Source organism: Stenotrophomonas geniculata (genome assembly GCF_034508895.1).
Taxonomy (GTDB): domain Bacteria; phylum Pseudomonadota; class Gammaproteobacteria; order Xanthomonadales; family Xanthomonadaceae; genus Stenotrophomonas; species Stenotrophomonas geniculata.
Window position 1 is genome coordinate 217,293 of record NZ_CP140571.1, and the last position, 12,178, is coordinate 229,470.

The 12,178-nt window shown below is 66.5% G+C and carries 14 protein-coding genes and 1 tRNA gene; 4 read left to right on the top strand and 11 right to left on the bottom strand.

What is annotated here, in order from left to right:
* Positions 1-52 precede the first annotated feature (52 nt).
* The 8 genes from RI032_RS01015 to pcnB all read right to left on the bottom strand — a co-directional run bounded on the left by RI032_RS01015 (position 53) and on the right by pcnB (position 6,667).
* Positions 53-259 (bottom strand): DUF6229 family protein, encoded by a 207-nt coding sequence (locus RI032_RS01015; protein WP_049400943.1) that lies wholly within the window; start codon positions 257-259, stop codon positions 53-55.
* Between the two features lie 316 nt (positions 260-575).
* Entirely contained in the window at positions 576-2,090 is a 1,515-nt protein-coding gene (pgi, locus tag RI032_RS01020; protein ID WP_164192148.1) for a glucose-6-phosphate isomerase, read from the bottom strand.
* Positions 2,087-2,467, bottom strand: a complete 381-nt coding sequence (gene panD, locus RI032_RS01025; protein WP_005409061.1) for an aspartate 1-decarboxylase — start codon at positions 2,465-2,467, stop codon at positions 2,087-2,089. Before panD ends, pgi begins: the two co-directional genes overlap by 4 nt.
* Positions 2,468-2,554: 87 nt before the next feature.
* Entirely contained in the window at positions 2,555-3,052 is a 498-nt protein-coding gene (locus RI032_RS01030) for a hypothetical protein (protein WP_049453343.1), read from the bottom strand.
* Between the two features lie 66 nt (positions 3,053-3,118).
* On the bottom strand, positions 3,119-3,958 hold the full coding sequence (gene panC, locus RI032_RS01035) for a pantoate--beta-alanine ligase (protein ID WP_043402539.1): 840 nt from the start codon (positions 3,956-3,958) through the stop codon (positions 3,119-3,121).
* Positions 3,955-4,770, bottom strand: coding sequence for a 3-methyl-2-oxobutanoate hydroxymethyltransferase (panB, locus tag RI032_RS01040; RefSeq protein ID WP_322547722.1), 816 nt, complete (start codon positions 4,768-4,770; stop codon positions 3,955-3,957). Before panB ends, panC begins: the two co-directional genes overlap by 4 nt.
* 34 nt (positions 4,771-4,804) lie before the next feature.
* Complete coding sequence (folK, locus tag RI032_RS01045) at positions 4,805-5,290, bottom strand: 2-amino-4-hydroxy-6-hydroxymethyldihydropteridine diphosphokinase (protein WP_057503086.1); 486 nt, start codon at positions 5,288-5,290, stop codon at positions 4,805-4,807.
* A gap of 3 nt (positions 5,291-5,293) precedes the next feature.
* On the bottom strand, positions 5,294-6,667 hold the full coding sequence (pcnB, locus tag RI032_RS01050) for a polynucleotide adenylyltransferase PcnB (RefSeq protein ID WP_029550838.1): 1,374 nt from the start codon (positions 6,665-6,667) through the stop codon (positions 5,294-5,296).
* A gap of 52 nt (positions 6,668-6,719) precedes the next feature.
* On the opposite strand from pcnB, the gene RI032_RS01055 reads away from it, so the two are divergent.
* Positions 6,720-6,794: transfer RNA gene (locus RI032_RS01055), tRNA-Glu, on the top strand.
* A gap of 448 nt (positions 6,795-7,242) precedes the next feature.
* Here the strand turns inward: RI032_RS01055 and RI032_RS01060 are convergent.
* Positions 7,243-8,667, bottom strand: a complete 1,425-nt coding sequence (locus tag RI032_RS01060) for a sugar porter family MFS transporter (RefSeq protein WP_043403359.1) — start codon at positions 8,665-8,667, stop codon at positions 7,243-7,245.
* A gap of 192 nt (positions 8,668-8,859) precedes the next feature.
* Here RI032_RS01060 and fdxA point away from each other — a divergent pair, with 192 nt between their 5' ends.
* Entirely contained in the window at positions 8,860-9,183 is a 324-nt protein-coding gene (gene fdxA / locus RI032_RS01065) for a ferredoxin FdxA (protein ID WP_004153066.1), read from the top strand.
* 196 nt (positions 9,184-9,379) lie between these two features.
* On the opposite strand, the gene RI032_RS01070 is transcribed toward fdxA, so the two are convergent.
* Both RI032_RS01070 and dapA read right to left on the bottom strand, forming a co-directional pair.
* Positions 9,380-9,895 (bottom strand): hypothetical protein, encoded by a 516-nt coding sequence (locus tag RI032_RS01070; protein WP_010484296.1) that lies wholly within the window; start codon positions 9,893-9,895, stop codon positions 9,380-9,382.
* 32 nt (positions 9,896-9,927) lie between these two features.
* Positions 9,928-10,821: a 4-hydroxy-tetrahydrodipicolinate synthase gene (gene dapA / locus RI032_RS01075; RefSeq protein WP_043403360.1), complete on the bottom strand. Its 894-nt coding sequence runs from the start codon at positions 10,819-10,821 to the stop codon at positions 9,928-9,930.
* 164 nt (positions 10,822-10,985) lie between these two features.
* On the opposite strand from dapA, the gene RI032_RS01080 reads away from it, so the two are divergent.
* Both RI032_RS01080 and RI032_RS01085 read left to right on the top strand, forming a co-directional pair.
* Positions 10,986-11,546: a glycine cleavage system transcriptional repressor gene (locus RI032_RS01080; protein WP_005409051.1), complete on the top strand. Its 561-nt coding sequence runs from the start codon at positions 10,986-10,988 to the stop codon at positions 11,544-11,546.
* A 92-nt stretch (positions 11,547-11,638) separates the two neighbouring features.
* Positions 11,639-12,118, top strand: coding sequence for a peroxiredoxin (locus tag RI032_RS01085; protein WP_010484289.1), 480 nt, complete (start codon positions 11,639-11,641; stop codon positions 12,116-12,118).
* The last annotated feature ends 60 nt before the right edge of the window (positions 12,119-12,178 follow it).

Here is a 12,178-nt window from a genome sequence, read left to right on the forward strand (position 1 = left end):
GTTCCAGTCGCCGGCACGCAGCGCAAGCCGCTGCGTGCCGGCTCGGGCTACATCAACAGCACAGGCAGTGATTGACCACCGACATCGTGGTGGTGCATTCGGTACCGCCACCCGTGATCAGGGTGTCGGAGGCCGACGTGAGCGCGGACTCGGTGGCCCCAGCGCCATAGATGAACAGCGAACCCGCAGGGTTGGCGCACCCATCCACATCGTCCGAGCCATTGAGCCAGCCGGACACAACATCGTCATTCAGATCCATTCGCAATCTCCTGTCATTCACAACATGAGGCGTTGAGGACATGGATCGATTCCACGTCCCTTCGGATACGGCCAGTCCCTGGCATCAACTTCATGCTGCGAGCGATACTGGATGACAGGTACAGCCGCCCGTGCACACTGCATTGGCACGCGATGCGCAGTCAAGCTGCGCTGCGGCAGGCACGCGGATGCGCGGCATGTGCAGCACGGAAACAGAACGGAATGAGTGGCCGCGCAGACACTCATGCGCGACCGGATCGAAGGCAACCGGAGAGGCATGGGATGGCCGGCCGGCGCCGGCACATCCGCAGGCCGGGTCAGCCCTTCAGCTGCGCCAGGATCTCGCGGGTCATCGGATCGGCAATCGCCACATCCTCACCCTGCAGCGCCGGCAACAGGCCACTGGCCAGCTGCTTGCCAAGCTCGACACCGAACTGGTCGAAGGCATTGATGTTCCAGATCACCGACTGCACGTACACAGCGTGTTCGTACATGGCGATCAGTGCGCCCAGCGCCTGCGGGGTCAGCGCGTCGAGCAGGATCAGCGTGCTCGGGCGGCCGCCCGGGTAATCACGGTGCGGGTCGTCGCTGCTCTGGCCATTGGCCAGTGCTTCAGTCTGCGCCAGCAGATTGGCCAGCAAGGCCTGATGATTGATCGTGTAGGGATCGTCGTTGTGCACGCAGCCGATGAAATCTGCCGGAACGATGCTGGTGCCCTGGTGCAGCGCCTGGAAGAAGCTGTGCTGCACATCGGTGCCCGCCCCGCCCCACCACACCGGCACGGTGTCGGTGGTGACAGGTTGGCCGTCACGCTGCACGCGCTTGCCCAGGCTTTCCATCACCAGCTGCTGCAGGTAGGCCGGCAGCAGCGCCAGGCGCTGGTCGTAGGTCATCACCGCGTGCGTGGCATGGCCCAGCAGGTTGCGGTTCCAGATGTCGGTCAGGCCGTGCAACACCGGCAGGTTGCGCTCCAGCGGTGCATCCAGCGCATGCGCATCCATCTGCGCCGCGCCTTCCAGCAACTGTTCAAAGCGCTCGAAGCCGATCGCCAGCGCGATCGGGAAACCGACCGCCGACCACAGCGAATAACGGCCACCCACCCAGTCCCACATCGGCAGCACGCGATCGGCGGCGATGGCAAAGGACTTGGCGGCACGTTCCGGATTGGCACTGACTGCATACAGGCGCTCGCTGCCCCCCAGCCAGTCGTGCAGGATCTGGCCGTTGAGCAGGGTTTCCTGCGTGCCGAAGGTCTTGGAGATCAGGATGCCGGCGGTCTTCGCCGGATCCAGCGTAGCCAGCGTGCGCTGCATGGCGGCGCCGTCCACGTTCGACACGAAATGCACGCGCAGTCGCGCACCGCTGACCGGGCGCAGCGCATCGGCGACCAGGCGCGGACCGAGATCGGAACCGCCGATGCCGACGCTGACCACGTCGGTGACGCCGCTGTCTTCCAGCGCGCGCACCAGCACGCCCATGCGCTGGCGGATCGTGCGCGCGGTGGCATAGGCCTCGGCTGCCACCGGCGCATCGACCACATCGCCACGCAGCGCGGTGTGCAGCGCGGCGCGACCTTCGGTCAGATTGACCTGCTCGCCACGGAACAGGCGGGTGATGGCACCGCCGACATCACGCTCGGCGGCCAAAGCCAGCAATGCCTGCAGCGCCGCGGCATCGTATTTCTGCCGGGCGAAGTTGACGTACAACGGACCGACCCGCAGCGCCAGATCCTGCACGCGGCCGGGTTCGGCGGCGAGCAGGCTGGGGATGCTTGCGCCCTTCAGGCGCTGGGCATGGGAATGCAGCGAGTCGAATCCGTTGTTCGTTGTCATGCGGCCTGGGTCGGGATCGTGTCGTTGGTGTGGGTGATCTGGTTCTTGCCATCAACGTACACCAGCTTCGGCTTGAAGCTGTCAGCTTCCTGCTCGGTCATGCTGGCGAACGCGGCGATGATGATGATGTCACCGACCTGCACGTGGCGCGCGGCGCCACCGTTGAGCGAGACAACGCCGCTGCCGGCTTCGGCGCGGATGGCATAGGTCGAGAAGCGCGCACCGTTGGTCACGTCCCAGATGTGCACCTGTTCGAACTCGCGGATGCCGGTGGCAGCCAGCAGGTTGTCATCGATGGCGATCGAGCCTTCGTAGTTCAGCTCGGAATGGGTGACGGTGGCGCGGTGGATCTTGGTCTTGAGCAGGGACAGGTGCATGGGGGCGCTGCAACGGCAAAGGAAAGAGCGGATTCTAGCACCCGCTTGACCATCGTCAGGGGGCTGCAGCAGGACGCTGAAGGCTGTTCAGGTGCCCTCCCCCGGCGGCGGCGGCGCTGCGTGCCCGGAACTGCCTTCCAGAGACAGCCGGAACACCGTATGGAAGGCCAGCCCGGCGACCAGCCCGAAGCCTCCCGCGGCCAGCACCTGCAAGGCATAGCTGATCACATCGAAGGTATCGACGTAGCGCAGGCGCTGCAGCCAGGGCCCCTGGTTTTCCCCCGGCCAGGCGCAGGTGGCCATGGCCAGCGCGCCCAGCCCGAAGCCGACCAGCACGAAGCCGGCCCGGCGCAGGCGCTGCTGAGACTGCAGGATCAGCGCCATCGGCAGCAACACCGCGATGGCATTGCAGACGGCCAGTACGAACATCAGCCCACCACCGGTGAGCGCAGGCATCGGCGTACGCCTGAATTCGAGCGCGAACAACAGGCCGCCAAACAGCTGGGCCGGCAACATGCCTGCCGCCAGCACCGCCAGGATCGAGGCTTGGGCGAGGCGGCCGGTATCAGTGCTGGGCGCTTTCATTTCCGGTCTCCCGTCCATGGGAAGTGCAGAGGCGCCCGTTGCGGGCGCCCCCAAGCCGCGTGCGGCTCAGAACTCCAGGTTGTCGATCAGGCGCGTCGTGCCCAGGCGCGCGGCGATCAGCGCCACGCGGCCGCCGCCGTCGAACGTCGGCTCGGCCAGCTCGGGCGTGCGCAGCACGGCGTAGTCGACCTGGAAACCGGCCGCCTGCAGCGCCGCCGTGGCGTCGGCCTCGATCTGCACCCGCGTGTGCCCGGCCACGTAGCCTTCGCGCATGCCCAGCAGCGTGCGGTGAATGGTCGTCGCAACCGGTCGCTGTTCGGCGTTGAGGTACTGGTTGCGCGAACTCTTGGCTAGGCCATCCTCGTCGCGCACGATCTCGGCACCGACAATCTGGATCGGGAACGACAGCTCGGCCACCATCTGCCTGATCACGGCCAGCTGCTGGTAATCCTTGCGGCCGAACACGGCCACATCCGGCTGCACCTGCAGGAACAGGCGCGCCACCACCGTGCACACGCCGTCGAAGTGGCCCGGGCGGCTGGCGCCTTCCAGCACTTCACTGACACCCGGCGCGTGCATCTGCGTGGTCTTGTCCACGCCCAGCGGATACATCGCCTCGACGCTGGGCAGCCACACCGCATCGCAGCCGGCCTGCTCCAGCCCGGCCACGTCAGCCTCGGGCGTGCGCGGATAACGGCTGAAGTCCTCGTTCGGCCCGAACTGGGTCGGGTTGACGAAGATACTCGTCACCACCTTGTCGGCGTACTGGCGGGCCAGGGTCACCAGCGAATGGTGGCCACCATGCAGGTTGCCCATGGTCGGCACCAGCGCCACGCGCAGGCCCTCGCGCTTCCACTGGGCGATCTGCTCGCGCAGCGCGCCGAGCTCGTTGAAGGTCTGGATCATTGGGCGTAGGCGTGCTGTTCGTCGGGGAAGCTGCCGTCGCGCACGGCGTCGGCATAGGCGCGGGTGGCACCGGCCACCGAACCGCCTTCGGCAAGGAAATCCTTGACGAACTTGGGACGGCGATGGCCACTGTCCAGGCCGAGGAAATCGTGCAGCACCAGCACCTGGCCGTCGCACTGCGGGCCGGCACCGATGCCGATGGTCGGAACATCCACCGCCGCGGTCACTTCGGCGGCGACCGGGGTCGGCACGCATTCGAGCACCATGATGCTGGCGCCGGCAGCGGCCACGGCCCTGGCATCTTTCACCAGCTGGCGCGCGGCATCGCCACGGCCCTGGATCTTGAAGCCGCCCAGGCGCAGCACCGACTGCGGGGTCAGGCCCAGGTGAGCGCAGACCGGAATCTCACGCTCGACCAGGTAACGGATGATGTCGACCTTGAAGCCGGCACCTTCGATCTTGACCATCTCGGCACCGGCCTGCAGCAGCTGCAGCGATGCATCCAGCGCGCGTTCCGGGGTGGCATCGGCACCGAACGGCAGGTCGGCCACCAGCAGCGCACGCTGCAGCACGCGGGCCACGGCGCGGGTGTGGTAGACCATGTCGGCCACGGTCACCGGCAGGGTCGAATCATGGCCCTGCACGACCATGCCCAGCGAATCGCCGATCAGGATCAGGTCGACGCCATTGGCATCGAAGGTACGGGCAAAGCCGGCGTCGTAGGCGGTCAACATGACCAGCTTCTGGCCATTGCGCTTGGCCTCGGCCAGGGCGGGAACGGTCCAGGGCTTGCTGTCTGCGTGGGTGCTCATGTGCTGATAACCGGGGGAGATAACCTGGGCATTATCACCCTATCGGCGCGATCCCGCAGGCATCCACCCGCATCACTGCATCCTGCACGCGGCCATGGCCGGGAATGGCCAGATCCGGCGCGATTTCGGCCAGCGGCACCAGCACGAAGGCACGCTCGTGCATGTAGGGATGCGGTACCTGCAGGCCGGGATGGTCGAGCACCTGCGCGCCATACAGCAGCAGGTCCAGGTCCAGTGCGCGCGGCCCCCAGTGCACCGCCGGATCGCGCACGCGGCCAAAGCCCCGCTCCAGCGCCAGCATCGCCTGCAGCAGCTCATCGGCCGGCAATGTGGTTTCGACCGAGGCCACCGCGTTGACGAACGGCGGCTGGTCTTCATTGCCCCAGGCCGGGGTTGCATAGAGCCGCGAGGCCTGTCGCAGGCGCGTTCCTGGCAGGCCGTTCAGCGCGGCAATCGCCGCGCCCACGGTCGCGGCCGCGTCGCCAAGGTTGGCGCCGAGGCCGATCCAGGCCAGGGTCATCGCTTACTCGCCCGCCGCAGCAGCACCGGGACGTCGACGCCGACGGCGGCGCTTGCGCGGTGCCCCGCTCTCGTCATCGCCGTCTTCACTGTGCATCGCATCCAGCGACGACTCCAGCTCGCGACCGGACTGCGCCTGTGCTTCGCGCCAGAACTCGACATCCACTGCATGCTCGGACGAAGCGACCTGGCGCAGGCTGAGGAAATCGAACGCGGCGCGGAAGCGCGGGTGGGTCAGGGTACGGAACACGCGCTTGCGCTGGCGCGAACTGAAGCGCGACTGCAGCAGCCAGATTTCCTGCATCGGCAGCGAAAAGCGGCGCGGCAATGCGATGGTGCTCAGCTGCTGCACGGTCACACGGTCGGCAGCACGGCGCTGTGCCTCCTCAGGTGCCACGCCCTGCTTGAGCAGGGTCGCCTGCGCGCGGCAGAACGCCGGCCACAGCAGCAGCGCGAACAGGAACGCCGGCGAGACCGGCTCGTCGTTGGCCACGCGCGCATCGGTGTTGGCCAGGCCCTCGACCAGCATGCGGCGCAGCGCACCGGTGCGGTTGGACTTCAATGCCTTGGCGCTTTCCGGGAACAGCACGTCGAGCAGGCCGTAACGCTCAAGGCCTTCGAAGCTGGCCACGCCGTGCCCGGACAGGAACAGCTTGAGCACCTCCTCGAACAGGCGTGCCGGTGCGGCTTCGTTGAGCAGGCCAGCCAGGTGCGGGATCGGCGCGGCGGTGCCCTCTTCAATCTGGAAGCCGAGCTTGGCCGCCAGGCGCACCGCACGCAGCATGCGCACCGGGTCTTCGCGATAACGCTGCTCGGGGTCGCCGATCAGTTTCATCAGGCGCGCCTGGACGTCTTCGAAGCCGCCGGTGTAATCACGCACCGAGAAGTCCTCGATGGCGTAGTACAGGGCGTTGCAGGTGAAGTCGCGGCGGATGGCGTCGTCTTCGATGGTGCCGTACACGTTGTCGCGTACGAGCATGCCGTTTTCCATCTCGCGGTCGCCGCTGCCGTCATCGCTGTTGGCACGGAAGGTGGCGACTTCGATGATCTCGCGGCCGAACACGACGTGGGCGAGGCGGAACCGACGACCGATCAGGCGGCAGTTGCGGAACAGCTGCTTGACCTGTTCGGGCGTGGCATCGGTGGCCACGTCGAAATCCTTGGGTTGGCCATTGACCAGCAGGTCACGCACCGCGCCGCCGACAAGGTAGGCGCCGAAGCCGGCATCGCGCAGGCGATAAAGCACGCGCAGGGCGTTCGGGCTGATGTCCTTGCGGGAGATCGTGTGCTGGTCGCGCGGGATGACGCGCAGGCTGAACGGTGATGTAGCAGAGGAAATGATGTTGGCGCTTCCGGTTGAAGTTTCGGGATTGCCCAATGGCATCGAGGTGCATATACTAGCGCTCCTGCCTCGGCAGCGACACAGTTACGCTCCCTTCGTCTAGTGGTTAGGACGTGGCCCTCTCAAGGCTAAAACAGGGGTTCGAGTCCCCTAGGGAGCGCCAGTCGCCGCAGCAGGAACCGAAAAAGCCCGCCTTGTGCGGGCTTTTCTGTTTTCCGGGGTTGTGATGGCATCGATCGGCTTGGTCGCAGTAGCGCCTCCCTGCTATCGACTTGAGCCGGTGGGTTCACCCAGGGCAGGACACGCCGTGAACCCATCCATGGGGGCTCGATGGCGCCATCCTTGGCGCCAACGGTCCTGCCCTGGGTGACCCCACCGACTCTGGACGGTTTCCCGCGAGCTGCGGCAACAACCGACCAGCACTTCGCCGCATCCGCACGCACCATGAAACTGTCAGGAGGGGGCGGGCCGCCCTCTCCAGGACCGTTGGCGCCATGGATGGCGCCATCGAGCACCATGGATGGGCTTTTGCGTGTCCTGGAGAGGGCGGCCTGCCCCCTCACACTCTGGACAGGCAGACGCCAACGGAATGCAACCGAAGCCAGTCGCCGTCAGCCTTCCATCTGCTCCAGCTCCTTGCCCTTGGTCTCGCGCACGTAGCGGACCACGAAGACGATCGAGAGGATGGCCGCCACCGTATAGATGCCGTAGGCGCCGGCCAGGCCGATGCCGGCCAGCAGCATCGGGAAGGTCACGGTGATCGCGAAGTTCGAGGTCCATTGCGCGGCGCCGGCCACCGCCAGCGCCGGACCACGGATCTGATTGGGGAACATCTCGCCCAGCATCACCCACATCACCGGGCCCCAGGACATGTTGAAGAACACCACGTAGACGTTGGCTGCCACCAGCGCCAGTCGGCCCATGCCGTCGGACAACTGCAGGCGACCGTCGGCCAGGCTGCCACTGGCGAAGGCAACCACCATCAGCACCAGCGCCACCGACATGCCGACCGAACCGATCCACAGCAGCGGCTTGCGCCCGATGCGGTCGATCAACAGCACCGTCAGCAGACAGGCGCCGATGCTCAGCGCGCCGGACAGCACGTTGATCAGCAGCGCATCGCTTTCCGAGAAGCCCACCGCCTGCCACAGCACCGCGCCGTAATAGAACACCACGTTGATGCCGACCAGCTGCTGGAACATGGCCAGGCCGATGCCCACCCAGAGGATCGGGCGCAGCTTGCCGCTGACCGTGTCGCGCAGGTCGGCAAAGCGCGGCTTGTGCTGGTCCTGCGCCAGGCTGGCTTCGATCTCGGCCTGCTTGGCCGCCGCAGCGACCTCGCCGTACAGCCGCGACAGTACCGCCCTCGCCTGCTGCTGACGCCCCTTCACGACCAGAAAGCGCGGGCTTTCCGGAATCACCAGCAACAACAGCAGGAACAGCCCCGACGGCAGCGCCTGCATCCAGAACATCCAGCGCCAGGCCTCATGGCCCAGCCATAGCGGCTCGGTCGACGCCCCAGCGGCACGGGCCAGCAGGTAATTGCTGAGGAAGGCGGCGAACAGGCCGCAGATGATCGCCATCTGCTGCACCGTGGCCAAACGCCCGCGATAGCGCGCCGAAGCCACCTCGGCAATGTAGGCCGGCGACATCACACTGGCCGCGCCCACCGCGAAGCCGCCGAGCACGCGTGCGGCAATGAACAACCAGGAGGCGTGTGCGGCACCGGCACCCAGCGCCGAAACCAGGAACATCAGCGCCGAGGCGATCAGCACGCCACGACGGCCCAGGCGATCTCCCAGCCAGCCGGCCAGGAAGGCACCGATCGCGCAGCCCAGCAGCATCGAGGCGACTTCGAAACCGAGCGCCGCCTCGCTGGAGTTGAAGGCCTGGCGCAGGCCATCGACCGTGCCATTGATGACACCACTGTCGAAGCCGAACAGGAATCCACCCAGGGTGGCCACGCAGCTGATCAGGACGATGAATGCAGTGTTCTCACCGCCATGGGAGGCGATGTTGGGCTGGGCTGGAGACATGGGCGATCCTGCTGGGAAGGGGTCCGGCCATCCGACGCAGCCGGCTGACCCGCAGCGTCGCACAGGCCTCGCCCTGCCGCCAATGACCGCCACGGCCGCGCCTGCCAGACGCCCGATTTCCGCCCCGCACCGACACCGGGGGCCAACCTGTTCTAGAATTGGCGGGTTCAGGAATCGATCCACCCCCAGCCCATGCCCTTTGTCGTCACCGAAAACTGCATCAAGTGCAAACACACCGATTGCGTGGAAGTGTGCCCCGTGGATTGCTTCCACGAAGGCCCCAACTTCCTGGTGATCGACCCGGATGAGTGCATCGACTGCACCCTCTGCGAACCGGAATGCCCGGTCAACGCGATCTTCCCGGAGGACGATGTTCCTGCCGGCCAGGAAAGTTTCGTGGCCCTCAACGCCGAGCTGGCGAAGGAGTGGCCGGTGCTGACCGTGCGCAAGGACCCGCCCGCCGATGCCGGCGAATGGGACGGCAAGCCGGACAAGCTGAAGCTGCTGGAGCGCTGAGAAGCGCCCACAGCGGCAACGAAAAGGGCGCCCACGGGCGCCCTTTTCTGTTTTCCGGTAAACGCCAACCGCAAGATCCGGTATGCCAACCTTGCGATCCGGCAGGTGCCAACCTTGGTTGGCACAGAAGCGCCGACCAAGGTCGGCCTCCACCAGAGCGGGTGCGGACCAAGGCCCGCCCCCACCCGACCAGCCCTTACTGCGCCAGCTTCGCCTTCAGCGCAGCGATCAGCTTCACCGGCGCTTCGGCGGTGGCCGGCAGGCCACGCGGGTCGACCGCGGAGATGTAGGCGCCAGCATCGACGGCGACCACGCGGACCAGGAAGTTGCTGCCTTCGTAGGCCACGTCATACGAGCCAAGCAGCTGCGCGCGGCTGGCAATGGTCACACCTTCCACGCCTTCCAGCGCGGTGCCGACCTTGGCGAAAGCCTCGTCCTTGCCACCGGCGATGGTGAAACCGGTGTTGCCCACGGCCGGGGCCGCAGCCGCAGGCGCGGCCGGCTTGGTCGCCGATGCCAGCGTCGGCACCTTGTTGTCACCGGTGGTGGTCGGCAGGTTCAGGTCCGGCGGCACTTCCAGCGGACGCATTTCCGGGGCCAGGGCGTAGTCGCCCTTGACGCCACGCTTGAAGCAGCCGGTGGTACCGGCGGCAACGGCCACCGCAAGCAGGGCGTAGGACAGCACGCGGACGGTGGATACGGATTGACGCATGTGAATCTCCTGGGTCAGACCAAGACGGAAGGTCAGTGGCTGGAAAGGGCTTCGAGGGCGGCGATGTCGCCGGCAAGATGGTCGGCGGCCGGATGATGCGCTGCCGACAGCGGCAGCAGCGGCAGGCGCAGGTCGTGACCGATGCCGATGCGGCGCAGCAGCGCCTTGACCGGGATCGGGTTGGGTTCGACGCCACAGAAATCATGGAACGGCTGCAGGCGCGCATCCCAGGACTCGGTAGCTTCGTGGTCGTGCGCGGCGGCCAGCTCGCACATCCGGCGATAGGCGCCCGGCAGAACGTTGGAACCGACCGAGATCAGGCCATCGATGCCGGCCCGGATCGAACGCGCGGCGGTACCGTCGTCGCCACTGAGCACCGCGAACTTCGGGCTGCGCAGGGCCAGCAGCGCCTGCACCCGGCCGGTGTCACCCACCGCTTCCTTGATGCCAACGATATTGGGATGGCTGGCCAGCTCGGCCACGGTCTCCGGCTGCATGTCGCAGCCGGTACGGCCGGGCACGTTGTACAGCACGACCGGCAGCCCGCCCTGGTCGGCCACCGCGCGGTAGTGCGCGATCAGGCCGGCCTGGGTCGGCCGCACGTAAGGCGGGGTGACCACCAGCGCATGGCTGGCGCCGAGCGCGGCGGCACGGCGGGTCTGTTCGATGGTCTTGGCGGTGCCCGAAAGGCCGGTACCGGCCATGACCGGGATGCGGCCGCCGATGCGCTCGACCGCGCTGGCCAGCAGCAGGTCGTACTCGGCATCGGTGAGGGTTGCTGCTTCACCGGTCGAGCCGGCAACGACAACGCCATGGACGCCACCTTCCAGTTGCAGGTGCAGCAGGCGCTGCCAACCGTCGGGATCGAGGGCGCCGTCGGCCCGGAACGGGGTCGCCAGCGCGGTGATGAGGCCGGAAAGGGACAAGGACGTGCTGCTCTTGGCTGGGAAGGGAAAACGCCCGCCACGAAAGGCCGGGGGCGACCTGAATGTTACTTGCGGCGCGAAAGCACGGGCAAGTATGCTGGACACCGGTGGATCCCCGCCTCTGGCGGGCATTCAGACTAACGCATGCATTACCCGGAATCGCCTTGACCGACACCACCCCGCGCCCCGCGCCGAGCGAAAACCACCTCCTGATCAACGCCTATACGACGCATCCGGAGTCCCCCCTGCTGTCCGTCACCCGCCGCATCGCCGACAGCGGCTGCAACCTGGTGGACGCACGTCTGGCCACGGTCGGCCGTGATGTCTCGGTCACCGCCCTGGCCACCGGCTCGTGGGACTCGGTGGCCAAGCTGGAAGCGATGCTGACCCGGCTCGAGCGCGAGGAAGGCCTGAAGCTGGTCTGGTACCGCACCGCCGCCAAGCAGGCGCAGTCCAACCTGCTGCCGTACATCGTCGAGGTGATCGCCGCCGACAAGCCGGGCATCCTGTTCCAGCTGGCCGATTTCTTCGACCGCCAGGGCATCACCATCGAGAACCTGCAGAGCACGCGCTACCGCGCCATGCAGACCGGTGCGGAAATGTTCAGCGCGCAGGTCACCATCGGCGTGCCGGCCAACATGCACATCGCCGCGCTGCGCGACGATTTCCTCGAGTTCTGCGACCACCTGAACCTGGACGCGATCATGGACCCGATGAAATTCTGATCGGAAGTGCGGATTTTTCGCGCGCCTCTCACGGGCGCGTGGCGTTTCATGCAATTGTCGTAGAAAGAACCCAGGCTCGACAGAAGGACCTCATGAACAACGGCGATACCCTGGACAGCACCACCCTCTCCCTGCCGCTGGCGCTGTCCGGTGGCGAACAGGCCACTCTCGGCGACTACGCCGGCCACTGGCTGGTGCTGTACTTCTATCCCAAGGACAGCACCCCCGGCTGCACCACCGAAGGCATCGACTTCAACGCGCTGCTGCCGAAGTTCAGGAAGGCAGGCGCGGTGGTACTCGGTGTCTCGCGCGACTCGGTGAAGTCGCACGACAACTTCTGTGCCAAGCAGGGCTTCAACTTTCCGCTGGTCAGCGATGGCGACGAAGCGCTGTGCAGCGCCTTCGACGTGATCAAGATGAAGAACATGTACGGCAAGCAGGTACGTGGCATCGAACGCAGCACCTTCCTGATTTCCCCCGACAGCCGCATCGTGCAGTCCTGGCGCAAGGTCAAGGTTGCCGGCCATGCCGATGCCGTTCTCGCCGAACTGAAGGCCTCCCAGTCCAAGTGAGTCCCACTGCCTACTGTGTCTGCCATCACCCTGCCCCGCAGCAGGCCGTGGTGGTTTTTC

Excerpts from the sequence above, each read along its gene's own strand:
- RI032_RS01085 (WP_010484289.1), top strand. The coding sequence starts at position 11,639 with ATGAACAACGGCGATACCCTGGACAGCACCACCCTCTCCCTGCCGCTG.
- pgi (WP_164192148.1), bottom strand. The coding sequence starts at position 2,090 with ATGACAACGAACAACGGATTCGACTCGCTGCATTCCCATGCCCAGCGC.
- panB (WP_322547722.1), bottom strand. The coding sequence starts at position 4,770 with ATGAGCACCCACGCAGACAGCAAGCCCTGGACCGTTCCCGCCCTGGCC.
- folK (WP_057503086.1), bottom strand. The coding sequence starts at position 5,290 with ATGACCCTGGCCTGGATCGGCCTCGGCGCCAACCTTGGCGACGCGGCC.
- RI032_RS01060 (WP_043403359.1), bottom strand. The coding sequence starts at position 8,667 with ATGTCTCCAGCCCAGCCCAACATCGCCTCCCATGGCGGTGAGAACACT.
- RI032_RS01070 (WP_010484296.1), bottom strand. The coding sequence starts at position 9,895 with ATGCGTCAATCCGTATCCACCGTCCGCGTGCTGTCCTACGCCCTGCTT.
- panC (WP_043402539.1), bottom strand. The coding sequence starts at position 3,958 with ATGATCCAGACCTTCAACGAGCTCGGCGCGCTGCGCGAGCAGATCGCC.
- RI032_RS01030 (WP_049453343.1), bottom strand. The coding sequence starts at position 3,052 with ATGAAAGCGCCCAGCACTGATACCGGCCGCCTCGCCCAAGCCTCGATC.
- RI032_RS01015 (WP_049400943.1), bottom strand. The coding sequence starts at position 259 with ATGGATCTGAATGACGATGTTGTGTCCGGCTGGCTCAATGGCTCGGAC.
- panD (WP_005409061.1), bottom strand. The coding sequence starts at position 2,467 with ATGCACCTGTCCCTGCTCAAGACCAAGATCCACCGCGCCACCGTCACC.
- fdxA (WP_004153066.1), top strand. The coding sequence starts at position 8,860 with ATGCCCTTTGTCGTCACCGAAAACTGCATCAAGTGCAAACACACCGAT.